At 56.2% G+C, this 26,366-nt stretch carries 26 protein-coding genes and 1 pseudogene; 5 read left to right on the forward strand and 22 right to left on the reverse strand.

The genetic code is table 11. The annotated features are described in order from the left end of the window. The 9 genes from tuf to fkpA form a co-directional block, all read right to left on the reverse strand. A partial coding sequence (gene tuf / locus EHO01S_RS03130) for an elongation factor Tu (RefSeq protein WP_024522593.1) occupies positions 1 to 1,182 on the reverse strand: 1,182 nt, incomplete at its 3' end. Positions 1,183 to 1,251: 69 nt separating this feature from the next. Beyond that, complete coding sequence (gene fusA, locus EHO01S_RS03135; RefSeq protein WP_024522594.1) at positions 1,252 to 3,360, reverse strand: elongation factor G; 2,109 nt, start codon at positions 3,358 to 3,360, stop codon at positions 1,252 to 1,254. Positions 3,361 to 3,455: 95 nt separating this feature from the next. After that, positions 3,456 to 3,926, reverse strand: coding sequence for a 30S ribosomal protein S7 (gene rpsG, locus EHO01S_RS03140; RefSeq protein ID WP_005290410.1), 471 nt, complete (start codon positions 3,924 to 3,926; stop codon positions 3,456 to 3,458). Positions 3,927 to 4,022: 96 nt separating this feature from the next. After that, entirely contained in the window at positions 4,023 to 4,397 is a 375-nt protein-coding gene (rpsL, locus tag EHO01S_RS03145) for a 30S ribosomal protein S12 (protein ID WP_005297501.1), read from the reverse strand. A 167-nt stretch (positions 4,398 to 4,564) separates the two neighbouring features. Next, complete coding sequence (gene tusB / locus EHO01S_RS03150) at positions 4,565 to 4,855, reverse strand: sulfurtransferase complex subunit TusB (protein ID WP_024522595.1); 291 nt, start codon at positions 4,853 to 4,855, stop codon at positions 4,565 to 4,567. 16 nt (positions 4,856 to 4,871) lie between these two features. Further along, a complete protein-coding gene (tusC, locus tag EHO01S_RS03155) occupies positions 4,872 to 5,234 on the reverse strand; it encodes a sulfurtransferase complex subunit TusC (protein ID WP_024522596.1) in 363 nt (120 codons plus the stop codon). A gap of 17 nt (positions 5,235 to 5,251) precedes the next feature. Next, the gene (tusD, locus tag EHO01S_RS03160) at positions 5,252 to 5,641 is read right to left on the reverse strand and encodes a sulfurtransferase complex subunit TusD (protein WP_035370196.1); all 390 of its coding nucleotides are present in this window, start codon (positions 5,639 to 5,641) and stop codon (positions 5,252 to 5,254) included. A 3-nt stretch (positions 5,642 to 5,644) separates the two neighbouring features. Next, the gene (locus EHO01S_RS03165; RefSeq protein ID WP_024522598.1) at positions 5,645 to 6,361 is read right to left on the reverse strand and encodes a helix-turn-helix transcriptional regulator; all 717 of its coding nucleotides are present in this window, start codon (positions 6,359 to 6,361) and stop codon (positions 5,645 to 5,647) included. A gap of 208 nt (positions 6,362 to 6,569) precedes the next feature. Further along, entirely contained in the window at positions 6,570 to 7,397 is an 828-nt protein-coding gene (gene fkpA, locus EHO01S_RS03170; RefSeq protein WP_024522599.1) for an FKBP-type peptidyl-prolyl cis-trans isomerase, read from the reverse strand. A gap of 287 nt (positions 7,398 to 7,684) precedes the next feature. Here fkpA and EHO01S_RS03175 point away from each other — a divergent pair, with 287 nt between their 5' ends. Continuing rightward, the gene (locus EHO01S_RS03175; RefSeq protein ID WP_024522600.1) at positions 7,685 to 7,918 is read left to right on the forward strand and encodes a protein SlyX; all 234 of its coding nucleotides are present in this window, start codon (positions 7,685 to 7,687) and stop codon (positions 7,916 to 7,918) included. Positions 7,919 to 7,987: 69 nt separating this feature from the next. Here EHO01S_RS03175 and slyD read toward each other — a convergent pair whose 3' ends face one another. The 4 genes and pseudogenes from slyD to kefG all read right to left on the reverse strand — a co-directional run bounded on the left by slyD (position 7,988) and on the right by kefG (position 11,312). After that, positions 7,988 to 8,647, reverse strand: coding sequence for a peptidylprolyl isomerase (gene slyD / locus EHO01S_RS03180; RefSeq protein WP_024522601.1), 660 nt, complete (start codon positions 8,645 to 8,647; stop codon positions 7,988 to 7,990). Positions 8,648 to 8,754: 107 nt separating this feature from the next. Next, positions 8,755 to 8,943 carry a YheV family putative zinc ribbon protein gene (locus EHO01S_RS03185; RefSeq protein ID WP_024522602.1) on the reverse strand — a complete coding sequence of 63 codons (189 nt, stop codon included), beginning with the start codon at positions 8,941 to 8,943 and terminating at the stop codon, positions 8,755 to 8,757. Beyond that, positions 8,940 to 10,762, reverse strand: a pseudogene (gene kefB, locus EHO01S_RS17385) (glutathione-regulated potassium-efflux system protein KefB). Before kefB ends, EHO01S_RS03185 begins: the two are co-directional and overlap by 4 nt. Continuing rightward, positions 10,752 to 11,312, reverse strand: coding sequence for a glutathione-regulated potassium-efflux system ancillary protein KefG (gene kefG / locus EHO01S_RS03195; protein ID WP_024522603.1), 561 nt, complete (start codon positions 11,310 to 11,312; stop codon positions 10,752 to 10,754). The pseudogene kefB and the gene kefG overlap by 11 nt, the downstream one beginning before the upstream one ends. A gap of 160 nt (positions 11,313 to 11,472) precedes the next feature. On the opposite strand from kefG, the gene EHO01S_RS03200 reads away from it, so the two are divergent. Continuing rightward, positions 11,473 to 13,398 (forward strand): ABC transporter ATP-binding protein, encoded by a 1,926-nt coding sequence (locus EHO01S_RS03200; RefSeq protein ID WP_024522604.1) that lies wholly within the window; start codon positions 11,473 to 11,475, stop codon positions 13,396 to 13,398. Between the two features lie 21 nt (positions 13,399 to 13,419). Here EHO01S_RS03200 and argD read toward each other — a convergent pair whose 3' ends face one another. Further along, entirely contained in the window at positions 13,420 to 14,643 is a 1,224-nt protein-coding gene (gene argD, locus EHO01S_RS03205; RefSeq protein WP_024522605.1) for a bifunctional acetylornithine/succinyldiaminopimelate transaminase, read from the reverse strand. A gap of 179 nt (positions 14,644 to 14,822) precedes the next feature. Here argD and EHO01S_RS03210 point away from each other — a divergent pair, with 179 nt between their 5' ends. Next, positions 14,823 to 15,398 (forward strand): aminodeoxychorismate synthase component II, encoded by a 576-nt coding sequence (locus EHO01S_RS03210; RefSeq protein WP_024522606.1) that lies wholly within the window; start codon positions 14,823 to 14,825, stop codon positions 15,396 to 15,398. A 65-nt stretch (positions 15,399 to 15,463) separates the two neighbouring features. Here the strand turns inward: EHO01S_RS03210 and ppiA are convergent, their stop codons facing one another. After that, a complete protein-coding gene (gene ppiA / locus EHO01S_RS03215) occupies positions 15,464 to 16,030 on the reverse strand; it encodes a peptidylprolyl isomerase A (protein ID WP_024522607.1) in 567 nt (188 codons plus the stop codon). A gap of 417 nt (positions 16,031 to 16,447) precedes the next feature. Between ppiA and tsgA the strand changes: the two genes are divergently transcribed. Then, positions 16,448 to 17,632 (forward strand): MFS transporter TsgA, encoded by a 1,185-nt coding sequence (gene tsgA, locus EHO01S_RS03220; protein WP_024522608.1) that lies wholly within the window; start codon positions 16,448 to 16,450, stop codon positions 17,630 to 17,632. A 73-nt stretch (positions 17,633 to 17,705) separates the two neighbouring features. Here the strand turns inward: tsgA and EHO01S_RS03225 are convergent, their stop codons facing one another. Beyond that, on the reverse strand, positions 17,706 to 18,989 hold the full coding sequence (locus EHO01S_RS03225; protein ID WP_024522609.1) for a cytosine deaminase: 1,284 nt from the start codon (positions 18,987 to 18,989) through the stop codon (positions 17,706 to 17,708). Then, positions 18,979 to 20,229 (reverse strand): cytosine permease, encoded by a 1,251-nt coding sequence (gene codB, locus EHO01S_RS03230; RefSeq protein WP_024522610.1) that lies wholly within the window; start codon positions 20,227 to 20,229, stop codon positions 18,979 to 18,981. Before codB ends, EHO01S_RS03225 begins: the two co-directional genes overlap by 11 nt. Before the next feature lie 274 nt (positions 20,230 to 20,503). Here codB and cysG point away from each other — a divergent pair, with 274 nt between their 5' ends. Then, a complete protein-coding gene (gene cysG, locus EHO01S_RS03235) occupies positions 20,504 to 21,907 on the forward strand; it encodes a siroheme synthase CysG (protein WP_024522611.1) in 1,404 nt (467 codons plus the stop codon). 49 nt (positions 21,908 to 21,956) lie between these two features. On the opposite strand, the gene trpS is transcribed toward cysG, so the two are convergent. The 5 genes from trpS to EHO01S_RS03260 form a co-directional block, all read right to left on the reverse strand. Next, complete coding sequence (gene trpS, locus EHO01S_RS03240; RefSeq protein ID WP_024522612.1) at positions 21,957 to 22,961, reverse strand: tryptophan--tRNA ligase; 1,005 nt, start codon at positions 22,959 to 22,961, stop codon at positions 21,957 to 21,959. A 24-nt stretch (positions 22,962 to 22,985) separates the two neighbouring features. Further along, the gene (locus EHO01S_RS03245; RefSeq protein WP_024522613.1) at positions 22,986 to 23,672 is read right to left on the reverse strand and encodes a phosphoglycolate phosphatase; all 687 of its coding nucleotides are present in this window, start codon (positions 23,670 to 23,672) and stop codon (positions 22,986 to 22,988) included. Then, entirely contained in the window at positions 23,665 to 24,342 is a 678-nt protein-coding gene (gene rpe, locus EHO01S_RS03250) for a ribulose-phosphate 3-epimerase (RefSeq protein ID WP_024522614.1), read from the reverse strand. The genes EHO01S_RS03245 and rpe overlap by 8 nt, the downstream gene beginning before the upstream one ends. A gap of 39 nt (positions 24,343 to 24,381) precedes the next feature. Then, positions 24,382 to 25,200 (reverse strand): adenine-specific DNA-methyltransferase, encoded by an 819-nt coding sequence (gene dam, locus EHO01S_RS03255; RefSeq protein ID WP_024522615.1) that lies wholly within the window; start codon positions 25,198 to 25,200, stop codon positions 24,382 to 24,384. A gap of 91 nt (positions 25,201 to 25,291) precedes the next feature. Further along, positions 25,292 to 26,317 carry an SPOR domain-containing protein gene (locus EHO01S_RS03260; RefSeq protein ID WP_024522616.1) on the reverse strand — a complete coding sequence of 342 codons (1,026 nt, stop codon included), beginning with the start codon at positions 26,315 to 26,317 and terminating at the stop codon, positions 25,292 to 25,294. Positions 26,318 to 26,366 lie beyond the last annotated feature (49 nt).

A 26,366-nucleotide genomic window follows, 5' to 3' on the forward strand; every position in this document is an offset into this window, starting at 1 on the left:
TTCGATAACTTTAGCAACAACGCCCGCACCAACGGTACGGCCGCCTTCGCGGATTGCGAAGCGCAGACCATCGTCCATGGCGATCGGGTGGATCAGGGTAACAACCATCTTGATGTTGTCGCCCGGCATTACCATCTCTACGCCTTCCGGCAGTTCGATGGTGCCAGTCACGTCAGTGGTACGGAAGTAGAACTGCGGACGGTAACCTTTGAAGAACGGAGTATGACGGCCGCCTTCATCCTTGCTCAGGATGTACACTTCTGATTCGAACTTGGTGTGCGGAGTGATGGTGCCCGGCTTAGCCAGTACCTGACCACGTTCGATTTCGTCACGCTTGGTACCACGCAGCAGAACACCTACGTTCTCACCAGCACGGCCTTCGTCCAGCAGTTTGCGGAACATTTCAACGCCAGTACAGGTAGTCTTGGTGGTCGGCTTGATACCTACGATTTCAACTTCGTCGCCTACCTTGATGATACCGCGCTCTACACGACCGGTAACAACGGTACCACGACCAGAGATTGAGAATACGTCTTCGATCGGCAGCAGGAACGGCTTGTCGATGTCACGCTCAGGTTCCGGAATGTAGGAGTCCAGCGTTTCAGCCAGTTCGATGATCTTCGCTTCCCACTCGGCTTCGCCTTCCAGCGCTTTCAGCGCAGAACCGCGGATTACCGGCGTATCGTCGCCCGGGAAATCGTACTGAGACAGCAGTTCGCGAACTTCCATCTCAACCAGTTCCAGCAGCTCTTCGTCATCAACCATGTCGCACTTGTTCAGGAACACGATGATGTACGGAACGCCTACCTGGCGACCCAGCAGGATGTGCTCACGGGTCTGCGGCATCGGGCCGTCAGTCGCAGCAACAACCAGGATAGCGCCGTCCATCTGCGCCGCACCGGTGATCATGTTCTTAACGTAGTCGGCGTGCCCCGGGCAGTCTACGTGGGCGTAGTGACGGGTCGGGGTATCGTATTCAACGTGAGAGGTGTTGATGGTGATACCACGAGCCTTTTCTTCCGGCGCGTTATCGATCTGGTCGAATGCGCGAGCGCTACCGCCGTAGGTCTTAGCCAGTACGGTGGTGATAGCAGCGGTCAGGGTAGTTTTACCGTGGTCAACGTGGCCGATAGTACCGACGTTAACGTGCGGTTTAGAACGTTCAAATTTTTCTTTAGACACGGTTATATTCCTTATCTTGCGCCCTCACCGGAGGAGAGGGCGCGGGATCAATATGTTTAAAGCAGAGGCTTATTTGCCACGAGCTTCAATAACGGCCTGAGCGACGTTAGTCGGTGCTTCAGCATACTTCAGGAACTCCATGGAGTATGAAGCACGGCCCTGGGTCTGAGAACGCAGGTCAGTAGCATAACCAAACATTTCAGACAACGGAACCTGCGCACGAACAGTCTTGCCAGTCGCAGTATCTTCCATACCTTCGATCATGCCGCGACGACGGTTCAAGTCACCGATAACGTCACCCATGTAATCTTCCGGAGTTTCTACTTCAACCTTCATGATCGGCTCAAGCAGAACCGGCTTAGCGCGTTTGAAGGCTTCTTTAAACGCGATAGAGGCAGCCAGTTTGAACGCCAGTTCAGAGGAGTCAACGTCGTGGTAAGAACCGAAGTGCAGACGCACGCCCAGGTCGACTACCGGATAACCGGCCATCGGACCAGACTTCAGCTGCTCCTGGATACCTTTGTCAACCGCCGGGATGTATTCACCCGGGATCACGCCGCCCTTGATGTCGTTGGTGAAGGTGTAGCCTTCACCACCCGGCTCCAGCGGGAACATGTCGATAACGACATGACCGTACTGACCGCGACCACCAGACTGTTTGGCGTGTTTACCTTCCACATCCTTGACAGTCTCACGGATGGTTTCACGGTAAGCAACCTGCGGTTTACCGACGTTGGCTTCAACGTTGAACTCACGCTTCATACGGTCAACGATGATTTCCAGGTGCAATTCACCCATACCGGCGATGATCGTCTGGTTGGATTCTTCGTCAGTCCAGACACGGAAAGACGGGTCTTCCTTGGCCAGACGACCCAGAGCCAGGCCCATTTTCTCCTGGTCAGCCTTGGTTTTCGGCTCAACGGCGATGGAGATTACCGGTTCAGGGAATTCCATACGCTCCAGGATGATCGGCGCGTTCTGGTCGCACAGGGTATCACCGGTGGTGACGTCCTTCAGACCGATTGCCGCAGCGATGTCACCCGCGCGAACTTCTTTAATTTCTTCACGCTTGTTGGCGTGCATCTGAACGATACGGCCGAAACGCTCACGTGCAGATTTCACGGAGTTCAGTACGGTATCACCAGAGTTAACCACACCGGAATAGACGCGGAAGAAGGTCAAGTTACCCACAAACGGGTCGGTGGCGATTTTGAACGCCAACGCCGCGAACGGCTCGTTGTCGTCGGAGTGACGCTCAGCCGGGGTGTCTTTACCGTCGTCCAGGATACCTTTGATCGCCGGAACATCGGTCGGTGACGGCAGGTACTCGATAACCGCATCCAGCATTGCCTGTACGCCCTTGTTCTTAAACGCGGAGCCACAGGTAACCAGAATGATTTCGTTGTTCAGTACGCGCTGACGCAGAGCGTGCTTGATCTCTTCTTCAGACAGCGCTTCACCGCCCAGGTATTTGTCCATCAGCTCTTCAGAAGCTTCAGCGGCAGACTCAACCAGGAACTGGTGCCATTCGTTAGCCAGTTCAACCATGTCAGCCGGGATGTCTTCATAGGTGAAGGTCACGCCCTGATCGGCTTCGTTCCAGTTGATGGCTTTCATTTTAACCAGGTCAACAACGCCGGTGAATGCGTCTTCCGCACCGATTGCCAACTGCAACGGAACCGGGTTAGCACCCAGACGGGTTTTGATCTGGCTAACAACTTTCAGGAAGTTCGCACCCATGCGGTCCATTTTGTTAACGAACGCGATGCGCGGAACATGATACTTGTTGGCCTGACGCCATACGGTTTCAGACTGCGGCTGAACACCACCAACGGCGCAGTAAACCATGACCGCACCATCCAGCACACGCATGGAACGTTCTACTTCGATGGTGAAGTCAACGTGCCCCGGGGTGTCGATGATGTTGATACGGTGCGGTTCGAACTGTTTGGCCATGCCAGACCAGAAAGCGGTGGTCGCAGCGGAGGTAATGGTGATACCACGCTCCTGCTCCTGCTCCATCCAGTCCATGGTGGCAGCACCATCATGAACTTCACCGATCTTATGGTTTACACCGGTGTAGAACAGGATACGTTCGGTAGTAGTGGTCTTACCGGCGTCGATGTGAGCGCTGATACCGATGTTACGGTAACGCGAAATGGGTGTTGTACGAGCCATTTGATTCCTCTATATCCTAGGACGTTCAAGTTAAGTTACCCAAAGCGGGCGGCTTAAGCTTAAGCGCCCGCTTGGTGACTAACATACCGATGATATTACCAACGGTAGTGAGCGAACGCCTTGTTGGCTTCTGCCATACGGTGAACGTCTTCACGTTTCTTAACTGCAGTACCTTTGTTTTCTGCAGCGTCAGAAAGTTCGTTCGCCAGACGCAGAGCCATGGATTTATCACCGCGTTTACGAGCAGCTTCTACGATCCAACGCATTGCCAGGGCATTACGACGGACCGGACGAACTTCAACCGGAACCTGGTAGGTGGAACCACCAACGCGACGAGACTTAACTTCGACGGTCGGGCGCACGTTTTCAAGAGCGATCTCGAAAGCTTCCAGTTCAGTTTTGCCAGAGCGCTGAGCCAGGGTCTCCAGCGCGCTGTATACGATTGATTCTGCGGTAGATTTTTTACCGTCTACCATCAGGATGTTAACAAATTTAGCCAGCAGTTCTGATCCGAACTTCGGATCCGGCAGAATTTTACGCTGACCAATTACGCGACGACGTGGCATGGAAATACTCCGTTGTGAATTCAGGATTGTCCAAAACTCTACGAGTTTATTTTGACATTAAAGTTAAAACGTTTGGCCTTACTTAACGGAGAACCATTAAGCCTTAGGACGCTTAACGCCGTACTTAGAACGCGCCTGCTTACGGTCTTTAACACCGGAGCAGTCAAGAGCACCGCGCACGGTGTGATAACGCACACCCGGCAGGTCTTTAACACGACCACCACGGATCAGGATCACGGAGTGCTCCTGCAGGTTGTGACCTTCACCACCGATGTAGGAAGTCACTTCAAAACCGTTGGTCAGACGAACACGGCATACTTTACGCAGTGCGGAGTTCGGTTTTTTCGGAGTGGTGGTATATACACGGGTACATACACCACGTTTCTGCGGGCAGGCTTCCAGCGCTGGAACGTTGCTTTTCTCAACTTTCTTAGCGCGTGGCTTGCGAACCAGCTGGTTGATAGTTGCCATTAAAAGCTCCTGGTTTTTGCTTTTCGTAAACACGTAATAAATCGCCCCATACTGCTCACTGGATAGACCAATGGCAAAATATGGGGACGCAGAATTTTATGGCTGAGGCGGGAGGGTGTCAAGAAATATACAAGATATTCGCTATCGGCGGGCGGGATAACGTGGGCTTACCATGCCATCTGGCGAGCATGCGCAGCGCTCAAGGCCACAAACTGTATATCATCGATCAACACACACTCCGGCGCCACGTACGCCGTCAACCCGCGCGCTTGGACGTCAGCCTGCAACAGGTGCAGCGTCAGCGGCATGGCGCGTAAGGTGGCCAATGCCGCCGTGCCATCAAGCGCGCACAGGACGCCATCCTGCAATAAGACCAAGGCATCGCCAGGGCGCACCAACGCACTCAGTGTCGCCAGATCGGCCCCGCCCTGCGGAGAACGGCTCAGGGTATGTAACATAGCTTCATCTCCCAGGTTAAAAGGTCAGAACCGTATCGCACGAATCGAGATGGGTGCGCAGGGCATCCGTCGTTACAACTTCGACGGGAACGACCCATGGAATCGATGCCGCCAACCCGCGCTGCGCCAATGACTCGGCACACAAATAAATCCGCTCAATATCATAGAGAGCCATCACGCCGAAAGTAGCGATATAGTCACGGGCTAAGATCGCGTCGGGGCGCTGATCCGGCAGTAACTGGAATATCCCATCACCGATGAAAAACACCGCGATATCCTCGCTGAAAGCCGATGCGGCCAATAAGGCATCCAACCCTTCGCGGCCAGCACTCGTCGTATGAGGTGCCTGGGTAAAAACAAAGGCTAACCTTTTCTTCATCTTGTTGCTCAGGTCTCCTAAAACTGCATGATGCGGTCGCAGGTCAACATCGCTTCAGCCAACGCACCAAGACCACTCAGCGAGAAACCGGGCTGCAAATTACCCGCCGCCAATCCCAACTGTGCCGCCTCATCATCTGCCAACACGCCACGACGCAAAGCCGCCGCGACGCAGACATTGAGGGTGACGCCATGCTGTTGCGCCAAGGCTTGCCAGGCCCGTACCAGATCAAACTCATCGGCCGCCGGCCGCGTCAGCTGATTGGCGTTCAATACACCTTCGCGATAGAAGAAAACGCTATCCAACGTATGGCCCGCTGCCAACAGCGCAGCGGCAAACCGATAGGCACTGCTGGCCGCTTGGGTGCCATAGGGCGCGCCACTCACCACCAGAGAATAACGCAACATGACTTAGTTACCCTGTACGTCGCCGCTCTTAAACTGGCGAATATAAAGATAGACCGTATGTTTCGAAATATTCAAACGCTCTGCAACCTGATTGATGGCATCCTTAATGTCGAAAATCCCCTTCTCATGTAGGTTAAACACGATCTGGCGATTTTTCGCATTATTCGATACCGTTCGATCGGCGTTGACCTCTTCGATGGTGTACTCCAGCGTCTGCGCCACCAGCTCATCCACCGAGGAGGCAAAGTTCACCGCCGAAGAGACCTCCTGCGTCGCTTTCGGAATAAAGGTCTCCATGATCTGAGAGAAAGGCACATCCAGATTCATATTGATACACAACAGACCGATCACCCGCTGCTCGCGATTGCGGATAGCGATGGTGACTGACTTCATCAGATCGCCACTCTTAGCGCGGGTAAAATAGGCTCGGGAGACGCTGCTGTCTTCACCGGCCATATCGTGCAACATACGCAGTGCCAGATCGGTAATCGGAGAACCGATCTTACGTCCCGTATGCTCACCATTGGCAATGCGCACCGCCGAGCATTTCAGATCCTCCAGTGAATGCAGGACGATCTCGCAGTGCGGCCCGATCAACATGGCCAAGCCATCCACCACCGCCTCATACGATTTCAGGATCGCCTGATCCAACGGGGTAAAGGGGCGTTCATCTAATAGATCTAGCTCACTGATATCAGCCGTAACAAGCGTATTTGACATTAACCACTCCCCTCCTCGAACCAGACTCGCCCATCCCTGACTGGTCCAGAAAAATATAGTAATTCTTAAAAAATATTAGCAAACTCCATCTATTTAAATCCTTGATGACACCAAGGTAAATGTCTTTTTCACCCGTTCCACTAGAAATGCATAATAAAAACCCCCTGAGAGCGGGGCTATCAGGGGGTAGGGATACCGAAAAAACGACTTATTTTGCGCTTTTTTCGTTAGCGGTAGCGGCTTTCTCGGAGGCGCTCGGTGCGGCATCCGCCTTCGCAGCTGGCTTCACATCCAGCAACTCGACTTGGAAGACCAGCGTAGAGTTAGCCGGGATCCCCGGAACACCAGTCTTACCGTAGGCCAGATCCGGCGGGATAACCAGCTTGATCTTGCCGCCTTTCTTGATGTGCTTCAAACCTTCGGTCCATCCCGGGATCACCCCGTCCAGACGGAAGGAAAGCGGCTCGCCGCGCGTATAGGAGTTATCGAACTCGGTACCGTTGATCAGCGAACCTTTATAGTTCACCACCACGGTATCGCTATCCGTCGGTGTCGGGCCTGACCCCTCTTTCTCGACCAGATACATCAGACCGCTGGCCGTAGTCTTCACGCCCTTCTCTTTAGCAAACGCGGCGCGGAACTTCTGCCCCGCTTCGGCATTTTCTTTCACTTCTTGCTCCATCTTCGCCTGAGCGGCACTCTTCACACGATTCTCGAAGGATTGCAGCGTTTGCTCGATCTCTTGATCGCTCAGCTTGCTCTTACCCGCGAAGGCATCCTGGACCCCGGCAATCAGCTGATCTTTATCGAGCTTAATCCCCAGTTTCTCCTGCTCTTTCAGAGAATTGTCCATATAACGCCCCAGAGAGGCCCCCAGTGCGTAGGCCGCCTGCTGATCGTCATTTTTGAACTTGCTGCTGGCGGCGGCAGCCGAAGCGGCCGTATCAACCTTGGCTGCGTCCGCTGCAAACACCGAGGCATTCAGCGCCAGAGCCATCGTCGTGGCTAGCGCGGTAACTTTAAAAAAAGATTTCATCCATTTCTCCAAAATTAAGGCACCTGCCTTAAATCACGATGAGCACAGTTAGGGATATGACCCGAGTTACTATAGTCGCCACGCTTACCAGAAAACAATCGATAAGCGAGTAAACAATGTAAATTCAGACCAGGATTGCGTAAAAAAGTTTCCCGAGGCGATTCTTCAACGCTAACGACTACGCAGCACATGCCAATTCACGCTACCATAGCCAACGGATAGCCTCGCCATCCGCTGTAATAAAGAAATATCGCCAATGCAATAATCTAAAAATAGAGGAATTTCTTATGGAATCATCGTCCCATGGCCTGAGCGAACTGGAGGCCCGTCTGGAACAGCTGGAAAGCCGGATCGCCTTCCAGGAGATCACCATTGAGGATCTCAACCAGACGGTGATCGATCTACAGCGAGAGATGGGGAAATATCGCGAACAGATGCGTCTCCTGATCGATAAGTTTCGTGCTGTTCAGCCCTCGCAGATGGCGCATCCCTCCGAAGAGACACCCCCGCCCCACTACTGATCACAGGGCGACGCGCCAATAAAAAAAGCGGTCAGATGACCGCTTTTTTTACGCATTGCGCACGCAAACTCAGTGGCAACCGCAACCGCCGTGGCCTTTGCCTTTACCCTGACCACCGCAGCATTCACCCTCGGCGTGATCATGCTCATGACCGTGACCGCCGCAACATTCACCGTCACCGTGGCTATGACCATGACCGCCACAGCACTCGCCTTCACCGTGGCCATGACCGCCGCAGCAGCCTTCGCCATGTTGGTGATCGTGCGCGCCGTGCACATGACCGTGTTCCAGCTCTTCTGCGGTTGCTTCACGGATGGCAACGACCTCGACGTTGAAGTTCAAGTTCTGACCCGCCAGCATATGGTTACCGTCAACCACAACGTAGTCATCACCCACTTCAGTGATTTCAACCGGTACCGGACCCTGATCGGTTTCCGCCAGGAAACGCATGCCGACCTGTAGCTCATCGACACCCATAAAGACATCCTTCGGTACGCGCTGTACCAGGTTGTCATCGTACTGACCATAGGCATCGTTGGCCGGGACATGCACGTCGAAACGGTCACCGATATCGTGCCCTTCCAACGCTTTCTCCAGACCGGCAATCAGAGAGCCATGGCCGTGCAGGTAGTCCAGCGGTGCAGACACCGGAGACTCATCAACCAATACCCCGTCTTCCGTACGCACCTGATAGGCCAGACTGACCACCAGGTCTTTAGCTACTTTCATGATATCTCCTAGCGTTTGAAACGTAATCCGTGCGGATTGTAGCGGAATTTCGCGCTACTGTACTGTTCGGGATGAAAAAAGCTGCGCCATCGCACCCGTTTTCCACCTTAAGGCTTAAAACGACCAATCAGCCGCGCCAATGCCGGCGTCGCCTCCGACGATGAGGTCGGTGAAGCCAGTCGCTGACCGCAACGCACGCACTGCACCTGTTCGCCTTGCGCATCACGCCATAGCGCTAAGCTATCCATGGTCTGGCAGACCGGACAACGCGCCCCGGCAATAAAACGTCGCTTCATTGTTCCTCCTTCCACTCCTCATCCCACTCATTCATTTGATGCTGCTCATGCTGCATCTCACGCTGGAAAATCTCCTCTAACTCACGCCGCGCCTCACGGATGCGGGAGATCTGTGCCACGTCCCCTTGACGGTGTGGCATCAATTCGCGCAGCATGCGCATATCTAAACGGCGGAAATGTTGCTGGGCACGATAGGCTTGATGAGGATGCATCCCGGTCTCGATCAACGTCTTGCGCCCTAACTCTAACGCGCTGGAGAAGGTCTCACGCGTAAACTGGGTCACGCCGGCCTGTAACAACTCATGTGCCTCGACCCGCCCCCGCGCCCGCGCCAAGATGCGAAGATGTGGAAAGTGCTGTTGACAAAGATGCACCACCGCCATGGTCTCCTCCGGTTCATTGCAGGTGATGACGATAGCTTCCGCCCGGGGGGCCCCCGCCGCCTGTAACAAGTCCAACTGGGTGGCATCCCCGTAATACACTTTGTAGCCGTAGCGGCGCATCATACTGACCACGCTGACATCACGCTCCAGCACGGTGACCCGGGTCTGGTTGGCCATCAACAGGCGCCCAATCACCTGGCCGAAACGGCCAAAACCGACCAGAATTACCTGCGGTTCATCATCGGCCACATACGGCGCCTCCACACTCTCTTCCGATGGATTCAAGCGCTGCGCCAACGCGCGATCGAGCAGTTGCATCAACGGCGGGGTGGTCATCATCGACAACGTCACCACCACCAGCAGCAAGGCGCTCTGCTCTGTACTCAACACCCGTTGTGCCGCAGCGGCAGAAAATAGCACGAAGGCGAACTCGCCCCCTTGGCTCAACACCGCCGCAAACTGGAGACGGACCACACTGCGCACCCCCGACAGCCAGGCGAGCAGATACAACACGATGCTCTTTATCAACACCAACCCCGCTACCGCCAGCAGGATCGGCAGCCAGTAGGCGTACAGCACCCCCAGATTGAGCGCCATGCCAACCGACATAAAGAACAACCCCAGCAATAGCCCTTTGAACGGCTCGATAGCGATCTCCAGCTCATGCTGGAACTCACTCTCCGCGAGTAACACCCCAGCGATAAAGGTGCCCAACGCCATGGAAAAACCCAGGGCGTCCATCAGCAGCGCCGCCCCCAACACCACTAGCAGGGCGGCGGCGGTAAAAATCTCCCGAACCCCGGTGGCGGCGATATAGTGAAACAGCGGGCGCAACAGCAAGCGGCCGCCGATCCATATGCCCGCCAGCGCCCCAATCTTCAGCGCGATATGCCCCCAGTTGATCGCCTGATCCCCCCCCCGGCCAGGATGGGCATCAGCGCCAACGCCGGCACCACCGCGATATCCTGGAACAGCAGCACGGCGAAACCAAGACGTCCCCCCGGGTTACGGTTCATCCCCTTTTCACGCATCAGTTGGAGCGCCATTGCCGTCGACGACATCGCCAGACCGATACCGCCGATGACCGCTGCCTGCCAAGCGAAACCGCTGGCCATTAGCACAGCACCGAGTAGCGATGCACTCAACAGTAACTGGGCGGTCCCGGTGCCAAAGATCAGGCGCCGCAAGCGCCAGAGTTTGCCGGGATTCAACTCCAGTCCGATGATGAATAACAGGAAGACCACCCCCATCTCCGAGAAGTGCAGGATCTCCTCGACATCGCGGATCAGACCGATCCCCCACGGACCGATGACGATACCGGCGATCAGGAAGCCGAGCACCGCACCAATGCCAAGACGGCGTGCGATCGGCACCGCCAACACGGCGGCAAACAGAAACAACACCACCGCTGGCAGCAAAGAGGGATCAGACTGCATGGTGCTCTCCTGTGGGTAATGGTGCCGCCAACCAGTCGGCATACGCTTGCGCCTGGGCATGCAACACCGCCATTTTCTGGCGTCGGGCCCAATAGATCGTCAGCGGCGCCAGCCAGCGCATATGGCAACGCAACGCCGTCAGTTCAAACGGACGTAGCACTTCACTCATGGTGTAATGGTTATAGCCAGTCAACTGGTAAGCGCCCTCCGGTTCGCCGGTGGTCACCACCGAACGCCAATATTTATCGCGTAGGGCGTATCCCCCCACCCCACTCGCGAAACCGCGCGCCAATACCCGATCCAGCCACTCCTTCAGCAAGGCCGGACAACTGTAATTATATAAAGGGTGCTGAAACACGATCACCTGATGCTCACGCAGCAAACTTTGCTCATGATAAATATCGATAAAGAAGTCCGGATACTGAGCGTACAGATCGTGTATGGTCACGTTTTCCAACGGCTGGGCCGCCTGTAACAACACTTGATTGGCCATGGAAGAAGGCGATTCGGGATGGGCATAAATCAGTAATACCTTCGGCGGCTGCGACATGGTTCATTCTCCTCACTATCTCAGGGCGTCGTCATTGCCGCACTTTTCGGCTACCATGCGACCCAGAAAGACAGAATAGCGCCGCACGCCGCCGTTAGCTCGCCGCGTTATTTACGTCGCCACAACGCCAATTTAACACAGACTCAATAGACGACGCTTTATGATTGTTTTCTCATCGCTCCAAATTCGTCGCGGCACGCGCGTGCTGCTGGATAACGCCTCGGCAACGATCAATCCCGGCCAGAAGGTGGGCCTGGTCGGAAAGAATGGCTGTGGGAAATCAACGCTACTGGCACTATTAAAACAGGAGCTGAGCGCCGATAGCGGCAGCGCCAATCTCCCGGCAAACTGGGCGATGGCCTGGGTTAACCAAGAGACACCTGCGCTGGAAACACCCGCACTAGAGTATGTCCTCGATGGCGATCGCGAATTTCGCCAATTGGAGCGCCAGTTGGAGGAGGCCAACCAACGCAACGATGGCAACGCCATCGCCCTGATCCACGGCAAGCTGGACGCCATTGCTGCTTGGACCATTCGCGCCCGCGCCGCCAGCCTGTTGCATGGCCTCGGCTTCAGCCAGGAACAACTACTCCAACCGGTTAAATCCTTCTCCGGCGGCTGGCGCATGCGCCTTAATCTGGCGCAAGCCCTGTTGTGCCGCTCCGATCTATTGCTACTGGATGAACCGACCAACCACCTGGATCTGGATGCGGTGATCTGGCTAGAGCGCTGGCTGAAAAGCTACCCTGGGACGCTGATCCTCATCTCTCATGACCGCGATTTCCTCGACCCGATCGTGGACAAAATTATCCACATCGAACAACAGCAACTCTTTGAGTATAGCGGTAACTATTCCTCTTTCGAATTACAGCGCGCTAGCAAACTGGCCCAGCAGCAGGCGATGTATCAAAGTCAACAACAGCGCATCGCCCATCTACAGAGTTATATCGACCGCTTTAAGGCGAAGGCCAGCAAAGCTAAACAGGCACAGAGCCGGGTCAAGATGCTAGAGCGGATGGAGCGCATCGCGCCAGCCCATGTCGACAACCCCTTCCATTTCAGCTTCCGTCCACCGGAGAGCCTACCGACGCCACTGTTACGGATGGAGCAGGTTAGCGCAGGATACGGTGAACACACCGTGCTCGCCTCGATCAAACTCAATCTGGTACCCGGATCACGCATCGGTCTGCTAGGGCGCAACGGCGCCGGTAAATCGACGTTGATCAAGCTACTGGCCGGCGAGCTAACGCCGCAGCATGGTGAGGTCGGGCTGGCGAAAGGCGTACGCCTCGGTTACTTCGCCCAACATCAGTTGGAATACCTGCGCGCCGATGAATCCCCGCTACAACATCTAGCCCGCCTGGCTCCCCAGGAGAGCGAGCAACAATTACGCGATTATCTGGGCGGCTTCGGCTTCAACGGTGATAAGGTCGGGGAAGCGACGCAGCGCTTCTCCGGTGGCGAGAAGGCGCGCCTGGTGCTGGCACTGATCGTCTGGCAGCGCCCCAACCTACTGCTGCTCGACGAACCAACTAACCATCTGGATCTGGATATGCGTCAGGCGCTGACCGAAGCCTTAATCGATTTCGAGGGCGCGTTAGTGGTGGTCTCGCACGATCGCCATCTGCTCCGTTCGACGACCGACGATCTCTATCTGGTGCACGATGGTCAGGTTGAACCCTTCGCCGGCGATCTCGAGGATTACCAGCAATGGTTGAGTGACTGGCAGCGACAAGAAAACCAGAGTTCGACGGCAGAGCAGGAGGGGGGGCAAGCGACCAATAGTGCTCAGGCACGGAAAGATCAGAAGCGACGCGAAGCCGAGTTCCGCAATCTGACGCAACCATTGCGCAAGCAGATCGCCGCCCAAGAGAAACGGATGGAGACGCTCGGTGCCCAACTGAATGAGCTAGAGGAGCGCCTGTCCGACAGTGCACTGTACGATCCCGCGCGCAAGGCGGAGCTAAACCAGATCCTACAACAACAAAGCCAGGCTAAGGTCGGCTTAGAGGAAGCCGAACTATGCTGGCTCGACGCGCAGGAGCAGTTGGAAGAGATGACCCGCACATTTAACGACACGCCATAACCACACGGCAGCCATCGGCCATCAGGCGGTCGCATGCACCAACATATCCAACGCCCGCCTGAGGCGGGCCATTCCTTCATCGATCTCCGCCTCAGGGATCACCAACGAAGGGGTAAAACGCAGGGTATCCGGCCCAGCATTCAGCAACATCACCCCTTGCTGCGTCGCTGCCTGTAATATATCCCTGGCGCGTCCCTGATAGGCTGGCGCCAGTGCGGCTCCCAGCAATAATCCCTGACCACGGATCTCGCTAAACACGCCATAGCGCTGATTCAATGCGTCAAGATGATGCTCAAACCTCTGATGACGCTGCGCCACGCCGGCCAATACCTCCGGCTGGCTAATGAGGTCAAACGCAGCCTCAGCCACAGCGCAGGCTAATGGATTGCCGCCATAGGTCGTACCGTGGCTGCCGACGCTCATCGCCGAGGCGATCGTCTCACGGGTCAACATGGCGCTAATGGGAAAACCGCCGCCCAATGCCTTAGCACAAGTCAGAATATCCGGCGTGACGCCGTAGTGCATGTAGCTAAAGAGCGCGCCAGTACGCCCCATACCACTTTGCACCTCATCAAAAATCAATAAGGCCTGATGGTGATCGCACAATGTGCGTAAGCCACGCAGAAAATCTACCGTGGCCGGCAGTACCCCCCCCTCTCCCTGGATCGGCTCGACTATCACCGCACAGGTCTGTGCACCGATCAGGGCCTCGACCGCCGCCAAATCGTTGAAAGGGACATGGACAATGTCCGCCGGCTTCGGCCCAAAACCATCGGAGTATTTGGCCTGCCCCCCAACGGAGACAGTAAATAGCGTACGGCCATGGAAGCCTTGGTTGAAGGCGATGATCTGACTCTTATAAGGGCTGATACGTGTCGCCGCATGGTGACGGGCCAACTTCAACGCCGCCTCATTGGCCTCAGCACCAGAATTAGCGAAGAACACCCGTTCGGCAAAGGTGGCCGAGATCAGCTTGTGCGCCAGACGCAACGCTGGTTCGTTGGTGAAGACATTGCTGGTATGCCATAAACGGCCTCCCTGCTCTTGTAAGGCGGCCACCAACGCCGGATGGCAATGTCCCAAGGCCGTTACCGCGATCCCGCCAGCAAAGTCGATGTAATCGCGCCCTTGCTGATCCCATACCCGACTCCCCAAACCACGCACCGGAATAAAGTCCGCCGGTGCATAAACCGGTAACATCGTCCGCTCGAAGTCAGCCCGTTCCACCTGTTCCTGTTGCGCCATTTCCCCACCTCCCGCACGCGTCGCACCCAAACAAAATGACTTTGTATGCATGATATACGCATAATAAATCACATACTGTCAATTGAATTCTCGCTGAACGATAGCGGGCGGCGTGTCGGGCTGAATTTCCCTCGCGTATGCTTTATCATCTCCTTTTCTGGTTAATCCCGTACTGCGCCATGCTACTGCTGATCGACAACTACGACTCTTTTACCTACAACCTGTACCAATACTTTTGCCAACTCGATGCCGAGGTCTTGGTAAAACGCAACGATGAACTAACGCTGGCGCAAATCGATGCGTTGGCGCCGTCGCATGTGGTGATCTCACCCGGCCCGGGGACCCCGGATGAGGCGGGCATCTCGCTGGCCGCCATTCGCCATCTCGCAGGGCGCATACCGATATTGGGAGTCTGCCTAGGACACCAGGCACTGGGACAAGTCTTCGGTGCACGGGTGATCCGAGCACGTCAGGTAATGCACGGTAAAACCAGCGCCATCCGCCACAACCATCAAGGCATCTTCCACAGCTTGAACAATCCGCTGACGGTGACGCGCTATCATTCACTGATCTTGGACTGGGAGAGCCTACCGCCTTGCCTGGCGGTGACGGCCTGGAGCGAGCGTGATGGTCAGCGCGATGAGATCATGGGGATCCGCCATACCACATTGGCACTGGAAGGGGTACAGTTCCATCCGGAAAGCATTCTCAGCGAGCAAGGGCATACTTTGCTACAAAACTTCCTACAGCAATAATGCTACAGGCGCCATCTGGCGCCCGTAGCATTATTCTAGGTACGACGTTCTAGGTACGCGGCAGCTCACTTGATCAGCGTCGCCGAGGTGATCACAATCGGTTTTACCGGAACATTTTGGTACGGCCCAACGTTTTCGGTACGCACCTGCGAAATCTTGTCGACGATATCCATCCCTTTGATCACCTTGCCGAATACTGCATAACCAAAGTCGCGTTGGCCATGGTCGAGGAAGGCGTTATCGGCTACATTGATGAAAAACTGGCTGGTTGCACTGTCCTTCTCGGCGGTACGCGCCATGGCGATGGTTCCGCGCAGGTTACGCAAGCCGTTATCCGCCTCATTCTTGATCGGCGCTTGCGTGGTCTTCTGCTGCATCGCAGAAGTAAATCCCCCGCCCTGGATCATAAAACCGGGGATCACACGATGAAAGATCGTCCCGTTATAGAACCCGCTGTTGACGTAACCGAGGAAATTATCGACCGTCACTGGCGCCTTCTGATTATACAGCTCCAGTTCGATGTTACCGGCACTGGTTGTCAGCATGACGCGCGTATTCGCCGCCAGCGCGGCAGGGGCCGTCGCGGCCAGCGAGAATAGGGTAACCAGGGTAATGACGATTCTTTTGAACATGAAAACTTCCTTTATCTGACCGGCTTTGTCAAAAGCATAAAAACAACAGAATAGCGTAATGATTCTAAATAGCCCATGAGGCGATAGCCACCCATTTACTCAGATTTACCTGACAATCGCCATGGCTAGCGTAATCGCCCACCAGTCCCACACTACCCGAATTCATCCACGGAACAAGTCACCGCTGTCCGAATTTCCGTCCGATGAGCACACACGTCGTGCGGTTGACGCCCCACCCCCGATAACATCTCATTTTTTAAGTAACAAACCTTTTCTTTGCAAAGAAAAATCGATTCATATCACAAAAAACAGCTGTAGCTATGTTAGGATTCGCCCGCTTCGTGAAATCGACCCTTCTTGTCCGATCAACACACGAGTAATTCACATTTCTCTTTCTATACTGAGATAGGCCTTGCTATGACCGACAGTAACCGCATTCGCCTAACATGGATCAGTTTTTTCTCCTATGCGCTTACCGGCGCATTGGTGATTGTCACCGGGATGGTGATGGGAAATATCGCAGAGTATTTCAATCTGCCGATCTCCAGCATGAGTAATACTTTTACATTCCTCAATACCGGGATTTTGGTTTCTATTTTCCTTAACGCTTGGCTGATGGAAATCATTGCCCTCAAACGTCAGCTGATCTTCGGCTTCATCCTAATGATCTTGGCTATCGCCGGTCTGATGGTCGGCCATAACCTGGCAGTCTTCTCCGCCTGCATGTTTGTGCTGGGGGTTGTCAGTGGGATCACCATGTCCATCGGGACCTTCCTGATCACCCATATCTATACTGGCCGTCAGCGTGGCTCACGCCTGCTGTTTACCGACTCTTTCTTCAGCATGGCCGGGATGGTGTTCCCGATCATTGCCGCCACCTTATTGGCGCAACATGTCACCTGGTATTGGGTCTATGCCTGCATCGGCGTACTATATCTGGCCATCTTTATCCTGACGCTCTGTTCCGACTTCCCGCAACTGGGCAAACAGGACCACAATGCCGATGCCCCGGTCAGCAAAGAGAAGTGGGGGATCGGCGTACTATTCCTCTCCATCGCCGCCCTGTGCTACATCCTCGGTCAGCTCGGTTTCATTCAGTGGGTACCGGAGTACGCCGCTAAGCGTTTCGGTATGAGCATTGAGGAAACCGGTGGCCTGGTCAGTAACTTCTGGACCGCCTACATGGTCGGCATGTGGTTCTTCAGCGTCGTACTGCGTTTCTTCGATCTGCAACGCATCGTCACGGTACTGGCAGCGCTCTCGACCTTCATGATGTACATGTTCGTCAGCAGCCAGCAAGGCGCCCTACTGAGCATGTATATCCTGGGACTGGGCTTCGTCAGCAGCGCCATCTACACCACGCTGATCACCCTCGGCTCACAACAGACTAAGGTCTCTTCTCCGAAGCTGGTGAACTTTATCCTGACTTGCGGCACCATCGGCACCATGCTGACCTTCGTGGTCACCGGCCCGATCGTCGCCCACAGTGGCGCCCATGCGGCGCTGGCGACCGCTAATGGCCTCTACTTCGTGGTCTTCGTGATGTGTATCCTACTGGGTTTCGTCACCAAACATCGCCAACACGGCCACGCGGCCAAGTAACGCGATACACAACGCTAAATAACAACGGGGCCTGCACATGTCGGCCCCGTTTTTTATCCCATCACACCAGAGTTTAACGGCGAAAATCGACGCTCTCTACCTGCGACAGATAGATCTGGCTTTGCGCCGGACGCGTCTCGGCGATCAAGCGCCCATCACGTAGCGAGTAACGCACCGGAACCTGGCGACGCACGGCATCGAAACCGCACTCCGCTGGCAAAACCAGCAGACTAGCACGGCAGCCCGGCGCCACCCCATATCCCTGTAGATTGAGGGTTCGCGCACTATGCGTGCCGATCAGCGCCAGGCCATCATCGATCTGGCCGTACCCCATCAACTGGCAGACATGCAATCCCATGTGTAACACCTGCAACATATTGGCGGTGCCCAACGGATACCACGGATCAAACACGTCATCGTGACCAAAGCAGACGTTGATCTCCGCCTGGAGCATCTCTTTCACTCGGGTGATCCCTCGCCGCTTAGGATAGTCATCGAAACGCCCCTGGAGATGGATATTGACCAACGGATTGGCGACAAAGTTAATCTGCGACAGCTTCAGCAAGCGAAACAAGCGCGAAGTATAGGCGCCATTATAAGAATGCATCGCCGTGGTATGGCTGGCGGTCACGCGCGCCCCCATCCCCTCGCGATGTGCCAATGCCGCCACGGTTTCGACGAAGCGAGACTGCTCATCGTCGATCTCGTCACAATGTACATCAACCAGACGATCGTAACGCTGCGCCAACTCGAACGCCTTGTGTAGCGACGCTACGCCATATTCGCGGGTAAATTCAAAGTGAGGGATCGCCCCGACCACATCGGCCCCGAGACGCAATGCCTCCTCCAACAACGCCTCTCCGTTCGGATACGAGAGGATCCCCTCCTGTGGAAAAGCGACCAATTGCAGATCGACCCAGGGTGCTACCTCTTGACGCACCTCCAGCATCGCCTTCAATGCCGTCAGCGTCGGATCGGAGACATCCACATGACTGCGCACATGCTGGACGCCGTTGGCAATCTGCCACTTCAGCGTTTGCCAAGCGCGTTGCTTGACGTCGTCATGCGTCAGCAACGCCTTGCGCTCGGCCCAACGCTCGATACCTTCAAATAAGGTGCCGGATTGGTTCCAAGCCGGTTGGCCCGCCGTCTGCGTAGTATCAAGGTGAATATGTGGCTCGACGAAAGGCGGCACCACCAACCCCTGCTCCGCATCCAGCTCTCCCACCTGCGCCGGGCGTAATGCGGGCTGCGGCGTGACGGCGGCAATGCGCTCATTCTGTAACGTAATCTGCCACCAACCTTCACGCGCGGGTAGGCGAGCATTGATGACAGCATGAAACTGATTATTCTGCATGACTAACCTCCAACACACGCTGCTGACGGCGCCCGAACCAGCGACTCAGCAGGCAGTAACCCAACGCACCGCCCAAGACGGCATTCACCGGCACGATCCCGGGCAAGCCATGACCGGCGACCACGCCCAGAGCCACCGCGACGATCGCGCTCCAGTTTACCGCCACCATTTCAGCGCGGGCAAAATCACGATAACGCCGATGATTCATTAGGTAATCAGCAATGATCACCCCACCGATCGGCGGAATGGCGGCGGACAGGAAAGTCAGCCAACCGACAAAATTGTTATATAGCCACAGGGCGCACAGGGTGCCGATGAGACCATTGGCCACCGAAAGTCGCTTGCTCGATAACCCCGTAATATTGGCAAATCCCAGGCCAGAGGCATACAAGGCATTGTCGTTGGTGGTCCAGATATTCAGGCCCAGAACCACGATAGCTGGCAGCAACAATCCTTGGGCGATCATCACATCGGAGATGTCTGACATCCCCAGCGCCGCCGCGCCAGTGGCCCCGAAGATAAACATCAGTGAGTTCCCGAGGAAAAAGGCAACCATGGTCACCCACACCGCCAGTTTCGCGCTGCGCCCAAAGCGTACGAAGTCCGCCGTCAGGGTTCCGGCGCTGATAAAGGAGCCCACCACCAGCGCCAAGGCCAGATTAAAGTCTAACGGCTGCGCCGGCGTCACCGCACGCAGTACCGCCAAACCGCCCATACCGGTGATCGCCAACCAAACCGAATAACCGCCGAGTAGGGCGATGGCCGGTACCGCAACCACCGACAATACCGTCAGCGCCGAGATGCCAAAGAATACCGTCACGGTCATCAACAGCCCAGAGAGCGCGATCAGCAACTCAGTATTCAGCCCGGTCGCCTTACTCACCGGGATGGCGAACATCGCCACCCCCACACCAAACCAGCCGACCTGTGTGCCGCCCAGCAACAGCGAAGGCAACCAAGACCCCTTCACGCCGAAGGAGAAGCGCGCCAAGAGATGTGTGGTGAGGCCCGTTTTCGCACCAATATAACCGAGAGTAGAAGTGTAGATAGCGAGGAGAAGATTCCCGAGGAGTACGGCGAGAAGAAAATCGTGATAGCCAAGTCCGGTGCCGAGGGTGCCGCCGGTCCACATACTGGCGGAAAAGAAGGTCAACCCCAGCATGACACAACTTAACGCCAGCGCGCCCTTACGCGCCGATAACGGGACGGGGCCCTGACTGTAATTGTTATCCTGCGACACGCAATCCTCCTTAATCCCTGTGCAGTGGACAAAAAAATCTGGCGCATTCTAAAGAGTTACCAGAAAAAAGCAAACGTTTTCTTTGTCGCCTTTTTATCCTATCATGCTGGTGCGTCCTACTGATTGGGCAATCAGTGGCCGTTTCTTTAAACAACACCACTGCATATCCCCCACATCTCTGGCAAGCTACTCGCACAGGCTGGCCGGCGGTGGCGCGCACGCGTGCACGATCATAGCGCCAGCGCATTCTCCGCTCAGCGCCCGAGGAATTCCGATGGATTACTTTCCAATATTTTGCCAACTCAATGCTAAACCCTGTCTCTTAGTCGGCGGTGGCGAGGTCGCCGAGCGTAAGGCACGTCTATTGATGGAGGCCGGCGCCATCCTGACAGTCAATGCCGAACGATTTAGCGCGCAATTTGAAGCTTGGCAGAAGGCAGGACGTCTGACGCTGGTGCCAGGCACGTTCGATCCCTCCCTGTTAACGGCACAGTGGCTGGCGATCGCCGCCACCGACGATCCCCAAGTCAATCGACAGGTGCTCGCCCAGTGTGAGGCGCGCCACCTGTTCTGTAATGTGGTAGATGCCTCCGCCCAGTCCGGTTTTATCATGCCATCGATCATCGATCGCTCACCGCTGATGGTGGCGGTTTCTTCCGGCGGTAGCGCTCCGGTGCTGGCGCGCCTGCTCCGCGAAAAGCTTGAGGCACTGCTGCCGCAACATCTCGGTCAATTGGCACGTCTGGCGGGGAGCCTACGCCAACGCGTCAAGACACGCTTCGCTACCCTCGCCCAACGTCGCCGCTTTTGGGAGAAGCTGTTCGCCCATGATCGCCTAGCCCAATCCTTAGCCAACGGCGACACGCCGCAAGTAACGCGTCAACTGGATGCGCTGTTCAGTGCCGACCCGGCGGATCAAGGCGAGGTGGTGCTGGTCGGCGCCGGGCCAGGCGACGCCGGTTTGTTGACGCTCAAGGGGTTACAACAGATCCAGCAGGCCGATGTGGTGATCTACGATCGCCTGGTCTCACCAGAGATCATGGCACTGGTCCGGCGTGATGCCACCCGCCTCTTCGTCGGCAAGCAAGCTGGCCACCACTGCGTCCCTCAGGAGGCGATCAACATGCTGCTGCTGGAGCAAGCGCAACAAGGCAAACGGGTCGTACGCTTGAAAGGAGGAGATCCTTTTATCTTTGGCCGGGGTGGCGAGGAGCTGGAGGCCTTGGCCAGCGCCGGCATCGCCTTCTCAGTCGTGCCAGGCATCACCGCCGCCTCAGGCTGTTCCGCCTACAGCGGCATACCACTGACTCATCGTGACCATGCCCAGAGCGTCCGCCTGGTGACCGGCCATACCCGCCAGGAGGGAGAGTTAGACTGGTCTTGTCTGGCTGCCGCCGGCCAGACGCTGGTGTTCTATATGGGGTTAAGCCAGGCGGCGACCATCCAGCAACAGCTGCAACGACACGGTATGCCGACAGAAACCCCCGTCGCCTTGGTCGAGAACGGTACCACAGTACATCAACGCGTGATCTGCGGCGACTTGGCGCACTTAGCGCTACTGGCCACCCAAGCAGCCAGCCCCAGCCTGATCATCGTCGGCGATGTCGTCTCGCTACGACCGCGCTTAAACTGGTTCCACAGCGCGGCTGACACGGCTACGGCTCCGCACGACGCATAAAAAAGAGGGAGTCGATGGCTCCCCCTCTTCGGTTATTGACCTCGCAGGCTTACGGCTGAGCGACGAAACCAATGGCCTGATAGACCTGGCTCAGGGTCTGCGCGGCGCGCGCGCGCGCCTTGGCGGCCCCCTCACGCATCACCGCTTGTAAGTAAGCTTCATCGTTACGGAAGCGATGGTAACGCGCCTGCAACTCGGCGAGCATACCCGACACAGCCTCGGCGACCTCCCCTTTCAGGTGACCATACATCTTGCCGGCGAACTCCGCTTCCAGTTCAGCGATACTTTTGCCGGTAACGCCAGCGAGAATATCCAACAGGTTCGACACCCCGGCCTTGTTGACCAGATCGTAACGCACCACAGGCGGCTCGTCGGAGTCGGTCACCGCTCGCTTAATCTTCTTGGTCACCGCCTTGGGATCCTCCAGCAAGCCGATAACGTTGTTACGGTTATCATCAGACTTGGACATCTTCTTGGTCGGTTCCAGCAGCGACATGACACGGGCACCTGACTTGGGAATGAACGGCTCCGGGATCTGGAAGATATCGCCATATAACGCGTTAAAGCGTGCCGCCACGTCGCGGCTCAACTCCAGATGTTGCTTCTGATCTTCCCCAACCGGCACCTGATTGGTCTGATACAACAGGATATCCGCCGCCATCAGCACCGGATAATCGAACAGGCCGGCATTGATGTTTTCCGCATAACGCGCCGACTTATCCTTGAACTGTGTCATACGGCTCAGCTCGCCGAAATAGGTATAGCAATTAAGCACCCAGCCTAGCTGGGCGTGCTCCGGCACGTGGGACTGTACAAAGATGGTGCTCTTCTGTGGGTCGATGCCACAGGCCAGGTAGAGCGCCAGCGTGTCCAGCGTTGCGCTACGTAGCTGCTCTGCATCCTGACGCACGGTAATGGCATGCTGATCGACGATGCAATAGATACAGTCATACTCATCCTGCATCTGCACCCACTGACGCAGCGCGCCCATATAGTTACCGATGGTGAGTTCACCAGACGGCTGCGCGCCGCTGAAGACGATGGGCTTACTCATGGTTATATTCCTGTCCTTATCAATTCAGTGCAACGGAGCCAGCCCCACGAGAGGCAGCAGTCCGCAAAAATCATCCAGTACGCGGCAAGGCTCACTGGTGGCGATGGATTCGCCATAGTTATAACCGTAGGTCAAGCCGACGGTAGGACAACCGGCCGCCTGACCGGCCTGAATATCGTTGCGCGAGTCGCCGACGAACAGCATCTCGTTCGCCTTTATCCCCCACTGGGCCAGCACCAGATAGAGCGGCGCAGGATGCGGTTTCCGTTTGACGACGTCGTCACCGCCGATCACCTGGCTAAAGAAACGCGCGATCCCCAGACGCTCCAGCATCGGACGGACAAAAGGAGAGGGCTTATTAGTGATCACCGCCAGCGGAAACCCCTTAGCCGCCAACACACCCAGCGTCTCGCGCACCCCCGGAAACAACTGGCATCCCTGGTGTGCACTTTCGGCGTAATGCGCATCAAACGCGAGGCGCGCGCGCCGGCACAATTCAGCATCCTGCGGTGCACCCGCCCAATTCAGGGCACGTTGCATCAACACATCGGCCCCGTTACCCAACCACAACTTCACACGCTCGATACCCGGAGCCGGATAGCCCAACGCCACCAGCGCCGCATCGGTCGCCGCCGCTAACCCCGGGGCGCTATCGACCAACGTACCATCTAAATCAAAAGCCAACGCCTGAATCGCAACCCCCTTATTCATGGCAAGCCCGCGCGATTTCTTGACGCATGGCGGCGATCACCTTGCCATAATCAGGCTGACCGAAAATCGCTGAGCCAGCAACAAACATGTCGGCCCCCGCCGCCGCGATGGCGCCGATGTTGTCGATCTTCACCCCACCGTCAACCTCAAGACGGATATCCAGGCCACTGGCGTCGATACGCTCACGAACCTGGCGCAGCTTAGCCAGTGTGGCGGGGATGAACGACTGCCCGCCGAAGCCGGGGTTGACGGACATCAACAGAATGGTATCTAGGCGATCCATCACATAATCCAGGCAACTCAACGGCGTCGCCGGATTGAGCACCAAGCCGGCCTTACAGCCGCAACTGCGGATCAATTGCAGTGTCCGATCGACATGCTCGGAGGCTTCCGGATGGAAGGTGATAATGCTGGCGCCAGCCTCGGCAAAATCGGGAATAAGGCGATCGACGGGCTTGACCATCAGATGGACGTCGATCGGCGCGCTGATGCCATAATCACGCAGTGCCTTACACACCATCGGGCCGATGGTCAAATTCGGGACATAGTGATTATCCATGACATCGAAATGCACCACATCGGCACCAGCAGCCAACACCTGCGCAGTATCTTCACCCAGTCGGGCAAAGTCTGCGGACAAAATCGACGGGGCGATTAAATATGGGTTCATCCGTTTCTCCTGGGCTCAGGGACAGGCGGACGACAACGCTTAACGCTTGCCGTACAGCGCCAACAATTCATTCACTTTACTGCGGCCGTCAGTCTTACGGCTGATGGTGCGCCGAACCGTTACCACATGCAGCTCACCAGCCTGCGCATACCACTCACGCGTCAGCGGCGTCTCATGGTTAGAGATCAACACCGGAACTTGGCGCTCGGCCAATTCGGCAGCCAACTCGGCCAGTCGCATCTGTTCGGCAATGCCAAAACTGTTGGCGTGATAGGCGGTAAAATTGGCGGTAGCCGACAGCGGCGCATAAGGCGGATCACAATACACGACCGCACCAGGCTGTGCTCGCAGCATGGTCTGCTGGTAATGTTCACAGACGAAGGTAGCGCGCTCGGCCTTACGGGCAAAACACTCCAGCTCCTCCTGCGGAAAATAGGGTTTCTTATAACGGCCGAAGGGGACGTTGAACTCTCCCTTGGCGTTATAGCGACACAGGCCGTTATAACAATGTCGATTCAGATACAGAAAATACAGCGCCCGCTGATAGCGGTCCTCACTCGCGTTAAACGCCGCACGAATGCGATAGTACTCTTCCGCCACGTTCAGCTCGGCGCAGAACAACTGACGGGCATCGCCGATGAAACGATCCGTCTCATCCTTCACAATGTTGTACAGACCGACCAGATCGGCGTTGATATCCGCCAACAGGTACTCATCATAATCCGTGTTTAAGAACACGGAGCCGGCGCCAACGAAAGGCTCGACCAACCTTTCGCCCGCCGGCAAATACCGGCGGATCTCTTCAATCAAAGGATATTTCCCGCCGGCCCATTTCAAAAATGCGCGCTTCTTCTTCATGCCGTCGCCAGTCTGTTATTTCTACTCGTTCAATTCGCCGGGGCGTACCTTTTCTCGGACAGCACATCGCGCGCGTTTCATTATTGGCCGCTTACTTTGCGTCCTTTTGCACCTGACTCAACGGACGAGCCCAGGGTTTCATTGCCTGTACCTCGGCGGGTAGGGAGGCAATCGCCCGCCGCGCATCCGACGGGGTGGCGTAGCTACCGCTGACCAACACGTACCAAGGCTTACCATTACGCGAGGTCTCATAGACCCAGTAATGACTCAAATTTTGGCGACGGGCGAACGCATTCAGCGTATTCGGCTGAGAGGCTCCACTCAGTTGCAGAGTATAATGGCTACCTGGCGCGCTCTTCAGCGAGCTGCCGGCGCTACTGCCTGCCGCTGTCGGCAGGTGCGCGGCCTGTTTACCGTTACTGCCGACCACCGGCAGGTGCGCGGTCTGCTTCGGCGCACTCGCCTCTGGCGTACGTTTTTCGCTATGACGGATCGGAGCCTTCTCCTCACGACGCGGCGGAGTCTTGCTCGGCAACGGACGCAGAGCGCTCTCCGCCGCTTTGGGCTGGCGCACAGCACCACTGGCTAGCGTCGCCGGCCCCGTCGGCAAAGTTCCGATCTGCGATAGAGAGTCCAATGCTCCCTGCTGCTGTGTCAACGCATCAGAAATGGAGTTACCGGCTAAATCAATACGCTGCTGACCACGCTCTGGCGCTGCCGGCGCAGACTGCGTCGGTGTCGCGGAGACTGGTGGCATAGCGATCGGTTGCGGCTGACCCGGCAGGGCCGAGTTACTCACACCGCTACCGTCCTGCATATCGGTTAAATTGGTACTGGAAGCCGTTGAGTTGGTTGGGGAAGAGGTGTCAGCGAGGTTAATCTCTCTAGCGCCGCTCGTCGTACCCGCAGATTCAGCGCTCCCTTTGGTGGGGGACTTCAACGCTGAACCGATAGCGACGATCACCACCAACAGCACTAAGACCCCTGCGCCGATCATCAAATGTTGGCGCGACACCGCCAGACGTGGTGCCGAACGGCGATTACGCGCGCGCGGCGAACGACGATCGCTGGCGTCCGGTTTTAACTCATCGTCTGCTTTAAACTCTTCTTGATCCATCTCACCCTCCACTTAGAGGCAAAGCCGGCGCACAAGCGCCGGAGACTCG

It is taken from the genome of Edwardsiella hoshinae NBRC 105699 = ATCC 33379 (assembly GCF_000474215.1).
Classification (GTDB): Bacteria; Pseudomonadota; Gammaproteobacteria; order Enterobacterales; family Enterobacteriaceae; genus Edwardsiella; species Edwardsiella hoshinae.